The sequence below is a fragment of the Xanthobacter luteus genome, from assembly GCF_040049235.1.
Classification (GTDB): Bacteria; Pseudomonadota; Alphaproteobacteria; order Rhizobiales; family Xanthobacteraceae; genus Xanthobacter.
On sequence record NZ_JBDZDO010000005.1, the window covers coordinates 1 to 17,051 of the forward strand.

Genomic DNA, 17,051 nt, shown 5'->3' on the forward strand with positions numbered 1-17,051 from the left:
GCGACAACGTGTCCATGGACGTGGCGCTCATCGTGCCGATCGCCATGGAGGAGAAGCTGCGCTTCGCCATCCGCGAGGGTGGCCGCACGGTCGGCGCCGGCGTCGTCGCCGCCATCATCGAGTGATCGCGGCCAGCGGCCCGTCCGCGACAAGCGCGAACGGGTTGCGGCGCCGGCGTCGTCGCCGCCATCATCGAGTGATCGCGCGGCTTTCGCGGATCGCCTGACGCGCGAGCGGCGCCCCTCGGGGCGCCGCTCCTTTTTGCGGCCCCGGCGCCGCCTTTGGGCTTATGGCGCCAGGGGGACAGCGCGGCGGCGCGGTGCGCGGCCCCTTTACAGGCGCCGCGCGGGCCTCTAAACACAGCCGTCCGCTGCGCTGGGATCGCTTCCCGGCGCGGCGGAGTCTACCCCGAACGCCGCCGGGCTCCGGCGCCGGATCGGGGGTCCGGGCCCCAGGCTCCAGAGTCCCGGCTCCAGGATCGAGGCCCCCGGCCCCAGGCCCAGCCCTCGGCCAGGATCGGGGCCAGTGTCTGGGCCGGCTCCGGGCGGTCTCCGGAAGGCCTTAGGAGTGTAGCTCAACTGGTTAGAGCACCGGTCTCCAAAACCGGGGGTTGGGGGTTCGAGTCCCTCCACTCCTGCCACCTTCGGGCGGCGGGCACGAGGTTGAAGGGTCAGGGCCGGATGGCCATGTAGGGTGCGCCCGCAAGGCGCACGGACGGCACACGCGGACGATGCGCCGCCGGGCCTGGGCGCGTCCGCCATCGGCAGTCCTGCGCAAGGGGCGTCCGGGGCGGAAAGAGGACATCGCGGCGCGCTCATTGCGGCGCGCGCGCAACGAGAGAGGTGGCGGCCACCGGGTCTTCCCAAGGGGCCGCCGTGACAGACATGGCGAAGCTCAGTCCGGTGGAGTTCTTCAACCAGGTGCGCGCCGAGACGGCGAAGGTCACCTGGCCGACGCGCCGCGAGACGCTCATCACCACCGCCATGGTGTTCGTGATGGTGTTCCTCGCCGCCATCTTCTTCCTCATCGCCGACCAGATCATCCGGTTCGGCGTGTCGACCCTCCTGACCCTCGGCCAGTGAGGAGAGACCCCATGGCGAAGCGCTGGTACATCGTCCACGCATATTCCAATTTCGAGAAGAAGGTGGCGGACTCGATCCGCGAGCAGGCGGACCAGCGCGGGCTGAGCGACCTGTTCGAGCAGATCCTCGTGCCGACCGAGAAGGTGGTCGAGGTGCGCCGCGGCCGCAAGGTGGACACCGAGCGCAAGTTCTTCCCGGGCTACGTGCTGGTGAAGATGGACCTCACCGACGAGGCGTTCCACCTCATCAAGAACACCCCCAAGGTCACCGGCTTCCTCGGCGCCGACAACAAGCCCATGCCGATCTCGGAGAACGAGGCGATGCGCATCCTGCAGCAGGTGCAGGAAGGCATCGAGCGCCCCAAGCCCTCGATCACCTTCGAGGTGGGCGAGACCGTGAAGGTGGCGGACGGCCCGTTCGCCTCGTTCAACGGCATCGTCGAGGAGGTGGACGACAGCCGCTCGCGCCTCAAGGTGGCGGTATCGATCTTCGGCCGCGCCACCCCGGTGGAGCTGGAGTTCGCCCAGGTGGAGAAGATCTGAGGCGCACGCCTCCACCTCCAATTGGTTTTGCCGAGGGCGCGGGCTTCGGTCCGCGCCCTTGGCGTTTGCGGCACCCGGCGCGGCGCTATAGCCGGATAACACCCGCCGCCCCGCCGGCGCGCCTATCCTTCCCCCGAGGCCCCGCGTCCGGGGTGAGGGAGGAAACCATGGCGGCAAAGCGCATCCTGATGATCGTCGGCGACTTCGTGGAGGATTACGAGGTCATGGTGCCGTTCCAGGCGCTCCTGGCGGTGGGCCACACGGTGCACGCGGTGTGCCCGGGCAAGAAAGCCGGCGACGTGGTGGCGACCTCGGTTCACGATTTCGAGGGTGCCCAGACCTATTCCGAGAAGCGCGGCCACAATTTCACGCTCAATGCCACCTTCGCCGAGGTGGACCCGGCGGGCTATGACGCGCTGGTGATCCCGGGCGGGCGGGCGCCGGAATATGTGCGCCTCGATGCGCGCGCCATCGAGATGGTGCGGCACTTCTTCGCGGCGGCAAAGCCGGTGGGCGCGGTGTGCCACGGCGCCCAGTTGCTGGCCGCCGCCCGCGTGATCGAGGGCCGCACCGTGTCGGCTTATCCCGCCTGCCGGCCGGAGGTGGAACTCGCGGGGGCGACCTATGCCGACATCGCCATCGACGCCGCGGTGACCGACGGCAACCTGGTCTCGGCGCCCGCCTGGCCGGCGCACCCGGCCTTCCTGGCGCAGTTCCTCGCCGTGCTCGGCACCGCCATTTTCCACGGCGCGGAGCGCCAGGCGGCGTGAGGCCGCGCGGCGCGCCCGGCGGCACGGGGCGGCTCGCGCGAAGGCGCGACCCGGCATAGGATCGGCAAGGCGGGCGGGCCCAGGGCCCGCCTGCGGCGGCGCGCGGGCGAGGAGCGGCGGTGAGACCCGCCGCCCGCGGCAGGCGCGCAAGGGAGGCACACCATGTGCAAGCTCTTCATCGAGGCCGACCCGGAGCTGTGGCAGACGCGGCTCAAATCGCTGCGCCTCAACGGCTACGCCACCAGCGTGCGGCTCGAGAACTTCTATTGGCGCGTGCTCGCCGAGATCGCCGCCCGTGACGGCATGAGCCTGCCGCAGCTTCTGGCGCGGCTGCACGGGGAGGTGGATGCCGCCCACAAGCGGGTGGAGAATTTCGCCTCGTTCCTCAGGGTGTGCTGCGGGCGCTATCTGGCGCTGCAGGCCGCGGGCGACGTGCCGCGCGATCTTGGCACCCCCATCCGCAGCCTGGACGCGGACGCGATCCTCGCGCGCGAGGCCCGCCGCGCGTCGCGCGGCGGGCTTTCGTCGGCCGCCTGAGGCGCAAAAAAACCGGCGCGCCGCGACAGCGCGCCGGGGTGGAGGATCACGAAGGGCGGTCGGACGGCCTCAGGCCGCCTTTTCGCTCGGGCCGAGCGAGAGCACCGATTCGAAGCCCTCGAACTCGGGGCCGCCGATATAGTTCACGCGGTTCGAGGAGGCGCCGGCATCCTTGTGGGCGAGGCGGAAGGCGTCCGACTTGGTCCAGGCCTCGAAGTCGGCCTTCGACGCCCACACGGTATGCGAGATGTAGAGGGTGTGGTCCTCCTTCTGCGCGCCCCGGCACAGGTCGAAGGCGACGAAGCCGGGCACCGCGGCGATGTAGCTGTCGCGCTCGCGCCAGACCTTCTCGAACTCCGCCTCGGAGCCGTGCTTCACCTTGAAACGATTGGTCGCAATGAACATTCCCTAACTCCAATGGTGCGCCGCCGGACCGGCGAGCCTATTTCACGTACTTCGCGGGCGTCGCCGCCGCGATCTCGCCTCCGCCGAGGATCACGCGCAGACCCGCCTTGAAGGTGAGGCCGGCGCTGGGCAGATACTGCTGGTATTGAGTGTACTGCTCGTTGAGCAGGTTCTCCACCGAGAAGGCAGCGGTCATCCACGCGGTGGCCTGATAGCCCAGATAGAGGTTCACGAGATTGAAGCTCGGCGTCACCAGGGCGTCGAGCTGCGCCGGGGTGAGGTCGTCGGGCAGCTGGTCGGCGGTCTTGGCCGCCACCCACTGCCAGCGCACCGCCAGGGTGAGCTTCTTGTCGAACAGGCGCGTGCCGAGGGTGGTCGCCACGTTGTTCGGCATGATGGTGGTGAGCGGCTGGTCGTTCTCGACGTCGTCGCCGCTCGAGACCGTGGCGTTGAAGCCGGCGAACCAGGTGCCGGTGTCGTACATGCTCTCGAACTCGAAGCCCTCGAGCCGCGCCGCGGCGATGTTCTGGTACTGGTAGCAGAACGCCCAGCCGGTGGCGGCGCAGGCGGGCGAGTCGCCGGCGGTCAGAAACACCGTGTTGATGTAGTCGTCGACGTCGTTGCGGTAGATGTTGGCCTTGGCGCGCAGCTTGTCGCCCTTCACCAGCAGGTCGTCATACTTGATGTTGACGCCGAGTTCCTTGTTCTTGCCGATTTCCGCCCGCAGATCGGGGTTGGGCAGGAAGCCGAAGTCGAAGAAGATGCTGACCGGCGGATGGACGCCGCTCACCAGCGCCTCGGTCACCGCCGGGGCGCGGTAGCCTTCCGCGTAGGTGCCGTAGAAGGTCAGCCACTGGAACGGCGAGATGCCGACCGTGAACTTGGGCGAGACGCGGTCGCCGCTGGTGCCGTCCACGGTGGCGCTGGTGAGCGAGTAGCTGTCCCAGCGCAGGGCGGCGATGGTCTGCAGCCAGGGCGTCCAATCGGCCTGCCACTGGGCGAAGGCGCCGCCCACGGAGCGCTCGCCCGAGGGGTTGTAGCCGTCGCCGAAGCCGAAATTGTCCACGTTCTGCACGTCGTCGTGGAAATAGTCGCCGCCGAGCGTGAGCGCGTGCTTGGTCGAGGCGAGGCGGAAGCGCGACGTGTTGTTCACGTCGAAGCCCAGCGTGTCGATGGTGAAGCTGCGCGGGTCGCCCTCGCAGCCGGTCACGTTGCTGCAGCCGCCGGCCACCTTCACCTGGTCCTGCTGGACCTGGTTCCAATAGGCGCTGGAGCGCCAGTTGAAGAGATTGTCGTTCGGATTGTTGTAGTTGTAGCTCGCGGTCACGGTCCGGTTGGCGACGTCGGTGGCATATTGGGTGGTGGCGGCGGTGGGATATTCGTTGGCGGTGGTGTAGGAGCTCTCATAGTCGAGCGCGGTGAGCTTGACCTCGTGATAGTCGGCCGGCCGGAAGGTGGCCTTGGCGATGCCGGACCAGGATTGGAAGCCGGTTCCGGGCACCTCGTTGCCGTCGCCGTCGACATATTCGGACCGGTTGCGCGCCGTGCCGCCGACGAACAGGTCGACGTTCTGGCCCACCTTGGCGGCGGCGAACAGCGATCCGTAGCCCATGGGCCCGTTCTCGGCGAACTCGCCGTTCGCCTCCACGCCCCAGGTCTGGCCCGCCTTGATGATGTCCTCGGCGTCCTTGGTGCGGAACGAGACCACGCCGCCGATGGCGCCCGAGCCGTAGATGTTGGAGACCGGGCCGCGCACCACGTCGACGCCCGCCAGCAGGCCGGGCTCGAGGAAGAACGAGCCGGCGCCGTCATTGTGGCCGAGCTGGGTGAAGTTCTGGCGTGCGCCGTCGATCAGCACGGCGACGCGGCCGAAATCCTGCAGGCCGCGGATGTTGATCGAGGCCTGGGTGGAATTGCCGTTCTGCAGCACCGTGGTGCCGGGCATGCCCCAGAACACGTCCTGCGTGGTGCTGGGCATGAGCTGGTCGAGCTCGCCCGGCCCGACGACGCTCACCGCGGCGAGGGAATCCACGGCGCGCTCGGCGCCCGAGCGGGTGGCGACCACGGTCAGCGTGTCGAGGGCGATCTCGTCGCTGGCCGCGCCGGCGGGCTGGGCGCTTTGGGCGAAGGCGCCCGGCGCCCCGGCGAGCAGCGCCGCGGACGCCGCGCCGGTGAACAGCAGCCCCCGCAGATGAGATGAAATGCCCGACCGCCTCGGCCCGTCCGCCATGACCTTCTCCATTCCGGATGATCTGGCTGGCTACCGCCCGAGGGGGGCGTGGCGCGCCGCAAGGAGTACCGCCTTGCCCTATTTCGGCTACCGTGCCGACGCATTGCGGTCAAGTAAATAACATGCATAGTACAAAACATGGGAACTAATACAAAGACGGTGCTGAGTCATCATCTGTTTAGATCTGTTCCAAATTTGAATGAATCAATATATGGCGAGACTCATGTTGGAATCAGTCGGGTGTAGGCCAATCTGGAATCTGTCGAATGTGCCCGCTTTGCGGATTGCGGTCCTGATTTGCGCCCTCGTCCTCGCGCTCGTCCTGGGCCGCGGCGCGGCGGCGGCGAGCGAGGTCCGGCCGCAGGACGCCGCCGCCGCGGGCGCCGCCCGCGACGCGCGAATCGTCGCCATCGGCGGCGCCGTCACCGAGATTCTGTTCGCCCTCGGCGTGGGCGACCGGGTGGTGGCGGTGGACCAGACCAGCCAGTTTCCCGCCGCCGCCCGCGCGCTGCCGCAGGTGGGCTACGCGCGCGCCCTGTCGCCGGAAGGGGTGCTTTCGGCCGGCCCCACCCTCATCATCGCCATCGAGGGGGCCGGGCCGAAATCCACCCTGGACGTGCTCAAGGCCGCCTCGGTGCCGGTGGTGATCGTGCCCGAGGTCCACACCGCGGAGGGGGTGGTGGAGAAGATCCGCGCCGTCGCCGGCGCGGTGGGCGAGGCGGCGCGGGGCCGGGCGCTGGCGGACGCCGTGCGCGCCGACTTCGCCGCGGTCGAGGCCGCGGTCGCGGCGCTGCCGACCCGTCCCAAGGCGGTGTTCGTGCTCGCCGCATCCGGTGGCGCCGCCACGGTGGGCGGCGCGGGCACCAGCGCCGACGCCATGCTGAAGCTCGCCGGCGCCACCAACGCCATGGCCGCCATCCACGGCTACAAGCCGGCGGTGGACGAGGCCGCCATGGCCGCAGATCCCGAGGCGGTGGTGGTGATGAAGGGCGGCGGCCAGGAGCTTCCGCCCGAGACCATCTTCGCGCTGCCCGCCTTCATGGGCACGCCCGCCGCGCGCGAGCGGCGCCACATCGCCATGTGGGGCTCCTATCTGCTGGGCTTCGGCCCGCGCACCCCGCAGGCGGTGCTGGACCTCGCCCGCGCGCTGCATCCGGGAGCGGCGCTTCCGGATCTTCCGCCGCGCGCCTGGACGCGGGACCAGTGAGCGCCGAGCCCGCGCCGGGCGCCCTGGAGATGGCCGCCCCCGGCGCCGCCGAGCGTCCCCGTCCGGTCGCGGCGGGGCTGGTCCTGTTCGCCGCTCTGGCGCTCGCCGCATTGCTCGGCGCGATCGCCATCGGCCCCTTCTCCATCGCCCCCGGCCGGGTGCTGGCGGTGATCGCCGACGCGCTGTGGGGCGAGGGCGGCGGGCTTGCCGGCGCCGCCTTGCGCGAGCGCGTGGTGGTGATGGACGTGCGCCTGCCGCGCGCGGTGCTCGGCCTCCTGGTGGGGGCGGGAACGGCGGTGGCGGGGGCGATCATGCAGGGCGTGTTCCGCAACGCGCTCGCCGATCCGGGGCTGGTGGGCGTCGCCCCCGGCGCGGCGCTCGCGGCGGTGACCTGGGTGGTGTTCGGCGGCGCGCTGGCGCACCTGCTGCCGCTCGGCCTCCAGGGGCTCGGTCTGTCGCTTTCGGCCTTCACCGGCGGCCTCCTGACCACGCTCCTGATCGCCCGGCTCGCCACCAGCGACGGCCACACCTCGGTGGCGACGCTGCTGTTCGCCGGCCTCGCCCTCGGCGCGCTGGCGAGCGCGGGCACCGGCGTGATGGTGTTCATGGCGAGCGAGCAGCAGACCCGCGAATTCCTGTTCTGGACGCTCGGCAGCCTCGGCGGCGCCACCTGGCTGAAGGCGGCGCTCGCGGCGCCGTTCGTGATCGCGCTGGTGGCGCTCACGCCGGTGCTCGCCCGCGGGCTCGACGCCATGGCGCTGGGCGAGGCGGAGGCCTACCACGTGGGCATCGACGTCAACCGCCTGAAGCGCGTCTGCGTGGTCGCGGTGGCGGCGGGGGTGGGCGCGGCGGTGGCGGCGGCGGGCGTGGTCGGCTTCGTCGGCCTTCTGGTGCCGCATCTGGCGCGGCTCGTCATCGGCCCCGGGCACCGGGCGCTGCTGCCCGCCTCGGCGCTGCTCGGCGCGGCGGTGGTGCTCGGCGCCGACATCGCCGCGCGCATGATCGCCGCGCCCGCCGAGCTGCCGCTCGGGGTGGTGACCGCGCTCATCGGCGCACCCTTCTTCCTGTGGCTGCTCATGGGCCGCCGGGCGTTCGCGGGCTAGGAGGCGTCCACCATGAGCCCATCCCTCCTCAGCGCGCGCGGCGTCGGCGTCGCCATCCGCGGCCGTCATCTGGTGGCGGACGTCGACCTCGACGTGGTGCCGGGCACCGTCACCGTCCTGGTCGGTCCGAACGGGGCCGGCAAATCCACCTTGCTCAAGGCGCTCACCGGCGAGATGCGGCTCGCCCGCGGCCGCGTCACCCTCGACGGCGCCGACGTGCACGCCATGGCGCCGCACGCGCTCGCTTTGCGGCGCGCGGTGCTGCCGCAGGCGGCCGAGGTGGCCTTCCCCTTCACCGTGGAGGAGGTGATCGGCGTCGGCCTTTTGGGCGCGGCGCGTCCCGAGCGCGCCGCCCACGTGGCGCGCCTGCTCCAGCGCGTCGACCTGCCGGGCTTTGCCGGCCGGCGCTATGACAGCCTGTCCGGCGGCGAGCGCCAGCGGGTCCAGCTCGCCCGCGTGCTGGCGCAGATCGACTGCGGCCGGCGCGCCTTTGCCGACGGCGCCGCGCCGCCCGCCTTCCTGTTCCTGGACGAGCCCACCTCCAGCCTCGATCTCGGCCACCAGCTCACCGTGCTTGCGCTCGCCCGCGCCCATGCGCGCGCCGGCGGCGGCGTGCTGGCGGTGCTGCACGACCTCAACCTCGCCGCCATGGTGGCGGACCGCATGGTGGTGCTGGCGGGCGGGCGCGTGGTGGCGGACGGCGCGCCGGCGGCGGTGCTCACCGACGCGGTGCTGGCGCGCGCCTTCGGGGTGCAGGTGAAGGTGGGCGCGGTGCCGCCGGGGCCGTTCGTGCTGCCGCAGAGCATCGGCATGGAGGGGCTCAGGCCCTGAGCCGTGCCGGCGGGCCGCGCAGCTCGACCCGGTCGCGCCCGGCGCGCTTGGCGGCGTAGAGCGCCATGTCCGCCCGCTCCATCACGTCGCCGACGTCGCGGTCGTCCGGCACCGCGAGGGTGGCGCCGATGCTCGCCGTCACCCGGATCCGGCCGGGGCCGATGTCGATGTCGCGCAGGTTGATGGCGGCCCGCAGCCGCTCGGCGAGGCTGAGGAGGCCCTCCGCCCCCATGTCGCGGGTGAGGACCACGAACTCCTCGCCGCCGATGCGGGCCGCGCGGTCGGCGCCGCGCACCTCGCCGGCGATCACCGCCCCCACGGCGGCGAGCACCAGGTCGCCGGCCTTGTGGCCCCAGGTGTCGTTGACCCGCTTGAAGTGGTCGATGTCCAGCATCAGCACGCCCACCAGATCGCTCGCCCGCGTCCCGGCGAGCGCCAGCGCCGCCTCGGCCTGGAAGGCGCGCCGGTTGAGCAGGCCGGTGAGGGCGTCGGTCTCGGCCAGCCGGCGCAGGTCGCCGATCGCCTTGGCGTGCTGGGCCGACTGGGCGCTGGCGCGCTCCTCGGCCGCGCCGACGCGGCGCAGCAGCGCCCGCAGCGCCCCCGACAGGCGCACCACCTCGCGGCTGCCGTGCTGGCGCGGCAGCATGGCGGCGCGCTCGGCGCGCCCCACCGCGTCGGCCCGCTTGGTGAGCTCGACCAGCGGCTGGGCGATGCGGCGCGCGAGCAGCGCCGCGGCGGCGAGGGTGAGCAGCAGCACCGCGAGCCCCACGGCAAGAATGCCGCCGGCGAGCGCCCACGCCTCGCCGAAGGCGACGCGGGCCGGCTGGCGGGCGATGACGATCCAGTCGATGAACGGGGCGTGCGCGTCGCCGTCCGCCACGGCGAAGCCGGTGAGCATCCGCTGCGCGCCCTCGCCCTCCACCAAGGCACCGGACTTCGCGGCCAGGAAGCGGGCGACGTCGGCGGCGTCGTAGGGCCGGCTCTCGGGACGCGGGCCGAGCAGCATGCGCCCGTCGCGCGAGAGCAGCCAGATCTCGGACGGCACGGGGCCGCCGCTCTCGCCCACCAGATCGCGGCGCAGCGCGTCGGCATAATCGAGCGACAGTTGGGCCACCAGGGCGCCGGCGATCTCGCCGCGGCCGGACGCCACGGGCAGCGCGAGCAGGGCGGCGGGCGGCGTCTGCGCCCCCGGCCGGGCGGAGGTGGCCGGCGCGGCGGCGCCGCCGCCGGTCAAATCGCGATAGGTGGGGCCGGCGAGCGCCTCGCGGAACCAGCTCTCGGACGCCACCGACTGGTTCTCCAGCGCGCCGCGGGTCGCCGAGGCCACGGTGCCGTCGGTCCGCACGAAGCCGATCCAGGCGCGCCGGTCCATGGCGGCGGCGAGCTGGTCGAGCACCGTGCGCAGCCGCGCCGGGTCGGCGCTCCACAGATCGCCCATCTGCTCGGAGGCGGCGAGCCAGCTGAGGTCGGAGAGGCGCTCGCGCATCTCCTGCTCCAGGCGGCCGGCGAAGCCCTTGGCGGTCGCGCGCATCTCGTCCTCGATGCGGGCGACCGCCACGTCGCGCGTGGTCGCCGCGGCGACGAGGGCCACGGCGGCGAGGCTGAGCGCGAACAGCACCCCCATGGCGAGGGCGATCTGCTGGGCCAGCGTCATGCGGTCGGCGAGGGCCGCTAGGCGCCGGCGCGGGCCGTCGAGCACGAAAGTCCTCCCCATCCTTCCCCGGCCCGGCGCGGCGCCGCAGGCGCCGCGCCGGAGCGTCCGGCCATGCTCAGGATACACGGTTTGCCGGCTGGGTTCAGGCGAGCGCCTGCGCCGCCGCCAGCACCTCGTCGGCATGGCCGGGCACCTTCACCTTGGGCCAGGCGCGCGCCACCGTGCCGTCGCGGCCGATCAGCAACGTGGCGCGCTCGACGCCCATATATTTGCGGCCGTACATGCTCTTCTCGCCCCACACGCCGTAGGCCTCCAGCATGGCGTGGGTCTCGTCGGAGCCGAGCGGGAAGTCGAGGTCGTATTTGGCCTTGAACTTGTCCTGGGCGCGGACCGGGTCGGCCGAGACGCCGAGGATGGCCGTGTCGGCCTTGGCGAAGGCGTCCTTGAGGCCGTTGAAGGCGATCGATTCCTGGGTGCAGCCGGGGGTGTCGGCCTTGGGGTAGAAATAGATCACCAGCTTGCGGCCGGAAAAGTCGGCGAGCTTGACCTCGCCGCCGCCGTCGCGCTTGAGGATGAAAGCGGGTGCCATTGCGCCGACCTCGGGAAATTTGCTCATTCGCCTTCCTTTCGACGTGTTCGGCGCCATAGGGGACAGGCGCCCATGTTGCGCCGGGGGTAGCCGACGCGGCTTGATCTACCTCATCTTTACGTCGCGCGGGCAGGATAGGTTCATTGAAGGCGTCGCGCCGCCGGGGGCGGATGGCGGGTCGACGCACGACGGCCGGCTGGGCATCCCGGCCGAAGCCGCCAGTTGCGGGAGGTGATGACAGACCCATGCGGGACACCGTGAGACAGCCGCCACCGCTCCGGCGGGCGCCGCGCCGCGCCCGCCGCGGGTTCGTGGGCCTCCTCGTTCCGCAGGGACGCTTCGCGCGGATCTTCATGGTCGCGTGCCTCGCCCTCATCGCCCTCGGCGGGCTGGCGGCGGTGGCGCTCTACGTGCTGGTCGCCACCGGCGTCGTCACCGCCAACATCGCCACGCCCTATATCGAGCAGGCGCTCGCCGAGCGCATCGGCGGCGGCCACAAGGTGGTCATCGGCTCCACCACCATCGAGACCGTGGACGGCGGCGCCACCGCGGTGGTGGTGCACGACATCAAGGTCACCGGCCCGGACGGCCAGCTGCTCGCCTCGGCGCCGAGCGCGGAGGTGGAGCTCGAGGGCTCGCTGCTCTCGCTGGCGCCCAAGGCCCGGCGCATCGACCTCGTGGGCGCGGAAATGACCGTGCGCATCGCCGCCTCGGGCCATCTGGCGGTGGCCACCGGGCGCGGCGCCAAGCCGATCTCGCCGGTCGCCCGCCCCGCCGCCGAGCCGCCGCCGGGCGCGCCGTCGCAGGGCGCGCCCGGAGCCACGGCCCAAGGCCCGGGGCAGGGGGCGGCGGTCCCCGCCGCCGGCGCCGGCGATCCGCTGGTGCTCACCGTGCTCGCCCGCTGGGTGGAGGAGCTGGAGGCCGCCGGCTTCGACGGCGGCGCGCTCGCCGACGTCGGTCTCAAGAACGGCACGCTGATCGTCGAGAACGAGAGTTCCGGCCGGCGCATCGTGTTCCAGAACATCGGCGTGCGCCTCGCCCGGCCCACCAGCGGGGGGGCGCAGCTCACCTTCACCTCCCAGGGGCCGCACGGCATCGCCACCGCGGTGGCGCGCATCGGCCCGGCCAAGGACGGCGAACGCGCCATCGAGATGAAGCTCGACAATGTCTCGACCCGCGATCTGGTCCAGGCGTTCTCGCAGGACCACCGCCGCTTCTACATGGACACGCCGCTCGACGCGACGCTCAGCGCCCGGCTCGGCCTCGACGGCGCGCTGAAGGCGGCGAAGGCGGACGTGAGCCTCGGCGCCGGCGCCATCGGCAATGGCGAGGCGGAGGAGGAGCGCTTCCACATCGACGCGGCGCATCTCGAGGCGGTGCTCGATCCGGCGCGCCGCACCATCGCGCTCGGCCCCATCGTCGCCAGCAAGGGGCAGAACCGCATCGGCCTGAAGGGCGCCGTCACCGTGCCGGCCCGGGTCGGCGATCCCTGGCCGTTCGTGCTCGGCCCGGACGGCATCGTGCTCGCCGGAGAGATGCCGGAGCCCCCCGTCACCCTCGACCGGGTCGAGGTCTCCGGCCGATGGACCAGCCCGGACAAGCGCCTCGTGGTCGACAAGAGCCTCGTCGGCGGCCCCACGGGCAGCATGACCTTCACCGCCGCCTTCGATTTCGGCATGGCGGTGCCGACCCTGTTCTTCGACGCCACCACAAGCCCTTTGCCGGCGGCGACGCTGAAGCGGGTGTGGCCGGTGTCGATCGCCCCGCCGGCGCGCCAGTTCCTGGTGGAGAACCTGTCGGCCGGCACCGCCGACAGCCTCACGGTGGCGGTGCGCATGCCGTTCGACCTGATCGGCCAGAAGCAGGTGCCGCTGCCCGAGGACGCGGTGGACCTCAAGGTCGCCGCATCCGGCGTCACGGTGCGGCCGGTCCAGGGCCTGCCGCCGGTGTCCGGCGCCAAGCTCGCCGTCGCCGTCACCGGCCGCAGCGTGCGCATCACCATGCCGTCGGGCACCGTGGTGACGCCGCAGAACCGCAAGCTCGCGGTCAGCGACGGCATCATGCTGATTCCCGATTATTTTCCCCGCGAGCCGACGTCGCAGATCTCGGTGAGGTTCGAGGGACCGGCGGATGCCGGCATCGAGATCCTCGGCATGGAGCCGCTGAAGGGGCCCACCGGCACCGCCTTCGACCCTTCCACCACGCGCGGGCGGCTCTCGGCCCTGTTGCAGGTGAACATCACCTTCCGCAAGGTGATTCTGCCAGCCGACATCGACTATTCCTTCGAGGCCTCGCTCACCGACTTCGGCGTCGACAAGGTGTTCCACCGCCAGCGCCTGGAAGGGGCGACGGTGAAGGCGTTCGCCTCGCCCGCCGGCGTGGTGCTGCGCGGCGAGGGCAAGCTCGGCGGCGCGCCGGTGGCGTTCGAGTACGAGAAGAAGAAGGACGTGGCCGATTCCGACATCCGGGTCAGCGCCAGCCTCGACGACGCCGCGCGCGAGCGCCTCGGCGTGGACGTGCCCGGCATCTCGGGCGTCCTCGGCGTGCGCCTCGTCGGCACCACCAACAACAAGGACACCCGCGCCAGCATCGAGGTGGACCTCGCCGCGGCGCGCATCCAGGACCTCATCCCCGGCCTCTCCAAGCCGGCCGGAAAGCCGCTGAAGGCCCGCTTCACCCTCAACGATAAAGGCGCCACGGTGCGCCTCGAGGACCTGGTCCTCGACGGCTCGGGCATGCTGCTGAAGGGCGCCCTGGAGCTGTCCGACGACGGCCAACTGGTGGGCGCGCAATTCCCCACCTTCCAATTGTCGGATGGCGACAAGGCCGCGCTGCGGGCGGAGCGCGCCGGCGACGTGCTCAAGATCCGCATCACCGGCGAGGTGATGGACGCGCGCGGCATCATGAAGAGCCTGGTCTCGACGCCGCCGTCCGCCAAGAAGCCGCAGAAGGTGCCGGACGTGGACGTGGAGGCCAAGATCGGCGCGCTCACCGGCAATTTCGGCGAGGTGCTGCGCCAGTTCGAGCTGCAGACCAGCCGGCGCGGGCTGGAGATGCGCGGCTTCGTGCTCACCGCCAAGGCGGGGCGCGACGGCGCGGTGGCGGGCGAGATGCGCGCCTGGCAGGGGCGCCAGCGGGCGCTGCACCTGTCGACCTCCGACGCCGGGGCGATGCTGCGCTTCCTCGACATCTACGCCAAGGTGCAGGGCGGCGAGGCGTGGCTGGTGATCGATCCGCCGCGCGCCGACCAGACGCCCCAGGAGGGGGTGCTGCACATCCGCGACTTCGCCATCAAGGGCGAGCCCGGCCTCGAACGCCTCGCCAGCGCCGCGCGCGACAGTTCCGGACGGGCGGAGCCGGGCTCGGCGGTGTTCGAGAAGGCGCAGGCCCAGTTCGCCCGCACCACGGGCAAGGTGACGTTCCGCGAAGGCGCCATCTGGGGCCCCTCGGTGGGCGCCACCTTCGACGGAACGCTGGATTTCGCCGGCGACCGCATGGCCATGCGCGGCACCTTCGTGCCGGCCTATGCGCTCAACAACATCTTCTCGAAGCTGCCGGTGATCGGCCTCTTTCTCGGCGGCGGCCCGAACGAGGGCCTGGTGGGCGTGACGTTCGAGATCGTCGGCCCGATCTCCTCGGGCCCGACGCTGCGCATCAACCCCATGTCGGCGGTCGCGCCCGGCTTCCTGCGCAAGATCTTCGAATTCCGCGATTCGAGCGCCCAGCCGCCGAGCCGCTAAAGCGCGGGCGAAGGGCGGGGCGGGCGCCGCTCGCGCCCTGCGCCGGCGGCCCTGCCGGGCCGGGCGCAACGGGGAATCCTCCCCCCTTGCGGGGGAGGGCAGGGTGGGGGGTATCGCCGCCGCACAGCGATTTTCCAGCGGCGCTCCGGCGCGGCGCTCAGCGCTCCACGAACGCCTTCTCGATCACATAGTGCCCGGGCTCGGAGGCGCTGCCCTCCTTGAAGCCGCGCTGCTCCAGCAACTCCACCACGTCCTTGAGCATCTGCGGGCTGCCGCAGAGCATCATGCGGTCGTTCTGCGGGCTGATCTCCGGCAGGCCGAGGTCGGCGAACAGCTTGCCGGAGGTGATGAGGTCGGTGATGCGGCCCTGGTTGCGGAACGGCTCGCGCGTCACGGTGGGGTAATAGAGCAGCTTCTGCGACACCATCTCGCCGATGAACTCGTCGTGGGGCAGAACGGTGGTGAGATAATCGTCGTAAGCGAGCTCGGCCACGGTGCGGGTGCCGTGCACCAGGACGATCCTCTCGAACCGCTCATAGGCCTCCGGGTCCTTCACCACCGAGAGGAAGGGGGCAAGGCCGGTGCCCGTGGAGAGCAGCCACAAGGTGCGGCCCGGCAGCAGGTTCTCCTGGATCAGCGTGCCGGTGGGCTTCCGGCCCACCAGGATCGTGTCGCCCACCTTGAGGTGCTGGAGGCGCGAGGTGAGCGGGCCGTTCGCTACCTTGATGGAGAAGAATTGCAGGTCCTCCTCGTAATTGGCGGAGGCCATGGAATAGGCGCGCAGGAGCGGGCGGCCGTCCAGGATCAGGCCGATCATGGTGAACTGGCCGTTGAGGAAGCGGAAGCCGGGGTCGCGGGTGCAGGTGAAGGAGAACAGGGTGTCGGTCCAGTGGCGAACGCTCTTCACCGTCTCTTCGTTGAAATTGCTCATGGCGAAATCCAATGTCGTGCGCCGCGCGGATTGGCGGCGAAATACCGATCCACATTGTGGGAAGCTTCAAATCCACCCTACAGGATGTGATCTGGCGGAAAAAGTGCGACGGCATGTCCCGAGGCCCTTTCCGCCGCAGGCTGCGGCGCGCGCTGCGGCGGAGCAGCATCGCGCGGCGGGGGCGCAGCCTCCGGCGCCGGCTCCGGCGGCGCGGCGGGGAGGGCCGCGACGGGCGCCGGCGGATCGGGCTCGGGCTCCGCTTCCCCGGGCGCAGAAGCGGCCAGGTCCGGCACGTTGCGCTCTGCCAGCAGCAGCGGGCCGAGGAAGGCGTCGAGGTCGCCGCCCTCGAACTTGACGGCGTCCACGCCGGCGGCGCGGCCGGCGCCCACGTCGCTGTCCTTGTCGCCCACCATCAGGCTCTTCTCGCGCAGCACCGGCCAGTGTTCCATGAGGTCGATCAACATCCCCGGCGCCGGCTTGCGCCAGCCGGTGGGGCGACGATAGGCCTCGATCAGCGCGTCGGGATGGTCGGAGCAGTAGCGCACGTCGTCGAGATGGGCGCCGAAGGCGCGCAAATGGCGCTGCAGCGTGGCGTTGCACTGCTCGACGTCGGCCTCGGTGTAATAGCCGCGCCCGACGCCGGACTGGTTGGTGACCAGGAACACGTAGAAGCCGAGGTCGTTGGCGCGCTTCACCGCCGCCGCCGCGCCGGGCAGGAACACCAGGCGGCCGGGATCGTAGACATAGCCGTAATCGACATTGAGCGTGCCGTCGCGGTCGAGGAACAGCGCCGGGCGGGGCGTGCGGATCTCGGTCGGCAGCTTGGCGGGGGCGGGGGCGAGCCGTCCGCCCAGCGTGCCGGCCTCGGCGAGGCGGCGCAAGGCGGCGGCGAGGGTCACCGCATCGCCGAGCCCCGCCAGAGCGTGGTTCTCGAGCAGGGCGAGGCCGGCGAAGCCGTGGCGCGGATCGTCGCCCTGGCGCCGGCCGGGGAGCGCCTGGTCCTGCTCCAGCAGAAACGGGGCGTCGGCCGTTCCCTCGTAGAGCGCCGCGACCCCGGCCCGCGCCGGCGCCACCGCCGCCATCAGATCGAGCCAGTTGACCTCCGGCAGCGTCAGCCCGCTCGCCACCAGGATGCGCTGGCCGAGATCGGGCAGGCGGGTGCGCAAAGTGGCGAACGGCGCGCCGGTGGCGAAGCTCTCCACCTTCGGCATGGGCACGAGAACCGGCAGGGCGGAGAGCGCCTCCTCCACCACGAAGGTGCAGGCCGGCGCGTGGAGGATGAGGACGGCGGAAAAGCCGTGGCGCCCCGCCTCGGCGATCAGCCGCTGCAGCCGGGCGACGTCGCCCTCGGCGGAGGTGTCCGCCGCGCCGAGCAGGACGACCGCCGTGTCGGGCGCGTCTTCCGCGAAGGCGTGGCCGGCCCGCATGGC

Annotated in this window: 15 protein-coding genes and 1 tRNA gene; 10 read left to right on the forward strand and 6 right to left on the reverse strand. The window is 71.7% G+C overall.

Annotation, left to right across the window (positions count from 1 at the left end):
* From ABLE88_RS15370 to ABLE88_RS15395, 6 genes are all read left to right on the forward strand, one after another.
* Window positions 1–125, forward strand: a 125-nt coding sequence (locus tag ABLE88_RS15370; RefSeq protein ID WP_510182864.1) for an EF-Tu C-terminal domain-related protein, incomplete at its 5' end; no start/stop codon positions are given.
* Between the two features lie 438 nt (window positions 126–563).
* Window positions 564–640, forward strand: a tRNA-Trp gene (locus ABLE88_RS15375).
* A 244-nt stretch (window positions 641–884) separates the two neighbouring features.
* Window positions 885–1,082, forward strand: a complete 198-nt coding sequence (secE, locus tag ABLE88_RS15380) for a preprotein translocase subunit SecE (protein ID WP_348832573.1) — start codon at window positions 885–887, stop codon at window positions 1,080–1,082.
* A gap of 11 nt (window positions 1,083–1,093) precedes the next feature.
* Entirely contained in the window at window positions 1,094–1,624 is a 531-nt protein-coding gene (gene nusG / locus ABLE88_RS15385; protein WP_348832574.1) for a transcription termination/antitermination protein NusG, read from the forward strand.
* A 167-nt stretch (window positions 1,625–1,791) separates the two neighbouring features.
* Window positions 1,792–2,394, forward strand: coding sequence for a DJ-1/PfpI family protein (locus tag ABLE88_RS15390; RefSeq protein ID WP_348832575.1), 603 nt, complete (start codon window positions 1,792–1,794; stop codon window positions 2,392–2,394).
* Between the two features lie 162 nt (window positions 2,395–2,556).
* Window positions 2,557–2,931 (forward strand): ribbon-helix-helix domain-containing protein, encoded by a 375-nt coding sequence (locus tag ABLE88_RS15395; protein ID WP_348832576.1) that lies wholly within the window; start codon window positions 2,557–2,559, stop codon window positions 2,929–2,931.
* Between the two features lie 69 nt (window positions 2,932–3,000).
* On the opposite strand, the gene hmuQ is transcribed toward ABLE88_RS15395, so the two are convergent.
* Window positions 3,001–3,336, reverse strand: a complete 336-nt coding sequence (gene hmuQ / locus ABLE88_RS15400) for a heme-degrading protein HmuQ (protein WP_348832577.1) — start codon at window positions 3,334–3,336, stop codon at window positions 3,001–3,003.
* Window positions 3,337–3,373: 37 nt separating this feature from the next.
* Window positions 3,374–5,578 carry a TonB-dependent hemoglobin/transferrin/lactoferrin family receptor gene (locus tag ABLE88_RS15405; RefSeq protein WP_348832578.1) on the reverse strand — a complete coding sequence of 735 codons (2,205 nt, stop codon included), beginning with the start codon at window positions 5,576–5,578 and terminating at the stop codon, window positions 3,374–3,376.
* Between the two features lie 265 nt (window positions 5,579–5,843).
* On the opposite strand from ABLE88_RS15405, the gene ABLE88_RS15410 reads away from it, so the two are divergent.
* Genes ABLE88_RS15410 through ABLE88_RS15420 form a run of 3 tightly spaced genes read left to right on the forward strand, consistent with a single transcriptional unit; the run spans window position 5,844 to window position 8,707 of the window.
* Window positions 5,844–6,773 carry a heme/hemin ABC transporter substrate-binding protein gene (locus ABLE88_RS15410; protein ID WP_348832579.1) on the forward strand — a complete coding sequence of 310 codons (930 nt, stop codon included), beginning with the start codon at window positions 5,844–5,846 and terminating at the stop codon, window positions 6,771–6,773.
* A 29-nt stretch (window positions 6,774–6,802) separates the two neighbouring features.
* Window positions 6,803–7,876, forward strand: a complete 1,074-nt coding sequence (locus tag ABLE88_RS15415; protein ID WP_510182910.1) for a FecCD family ABC transporter permease — start codon at window positions 6,803–6,805, stop codon at window positions 7,874–7,876.
* 12 nt (window positions 7,877–7,888) lie between these two features.
* Window positions 7,889–8,707 carry a heme ABC transporter ATP-binding protein gene (locus tag ABLE88_RS15420; protein WP_348832581.1) on the forward strand — a complete coding sequence of 273 codons (819 nt, stop codon included), beginning with the start codon at window positions 7,889–7,891 and terminating at the stop codon, window positions 8,705–8,707.
* Here the strand turns inward: ABLE88_RS15420 and ABLE88_RS15425 are convergent.
* Both ABLE88_RS15425 and ABLE88_RS15430 read right to left on the reverse strand, forming a co-directional pair.
* Window positions 8,697–10,406 carry a sensor domain-containing diguanylate cyclase gene (locus tag ABLE88_RS15425; protein WP_348832582.1) on the reverse strand — a complete coding sequence of 570 codons (1,710 nt, stop codon included), beginning with the start codon at window positions 10,404–10,406 and terminating at the stop codon, window positions 8,697–8,699. The two genes, ABLE88_RS15420 and ABLE88_RS15425, sit on opposite strands and share 11 nt — an antisense overlap.
* 97 nt (window positions 10,407–10,503) lie before the next feature.
* Complete coding sequence (locus ABLE88_RS15430; RefSeq protein WP_348832583.1) at window positions 10,504–10,977, reverse strand: peroxiredoxin; 474 nt, start codon at window positions 10,975–10,977, stop codon at window positions 10,504–10,506.
* A 326-nt stretch (window positions 10,978–11,303) separates the two neighbouring features.
* Between ABLE88_RS15430 and ABLE88_RS15435 the strand changes: the two genes are divergently transcribed.
* Entirely contained in the window at window positions 11,304–14,690 is a 3,387-nt protein-coding gene (locus ABLE88_RS15435) for a YhdP family protein (RefSeq protein WP_348832584.1), read from the forward strand.
* A 157-nt stretch (window positions 14,691–14,847) separates the two neighbouring features.
* Here the strand turns inward: ABLE88_RS15435 and ABLE88_RS15440 are convergent, their stop codons facing one another.
* Window positions 14,848–15,621 (reverse strand): ferredoxin--NADP reductase, encoded by a 774-nt coding sequence (locus ABLE88_RS15440; RefSeq protein ID WP_348832585.1) that lies wholly within the window; start codon window positions 15,619–15,621, stop codon window positions 14,848–14,850.
* Between the two features lie 77 nt (window positions 15,622–15,698).
* Window positions 15,699–17,048 (reverse strand): D-glycero-alpha-D-manno-heptose-1,7-bisphosphate 7-phosphatase, encoded by a 1,350-nt coding sequence (locus ABLE88_RS15445; RefSeq protein WP_348832586.1) that lies wholly within the window; start codon window positions 17,046–17,048, stop codon window positions 15,699–15,701.
* Window positions 17,049–17,051 lie beyond the last annotated feature (3 nt).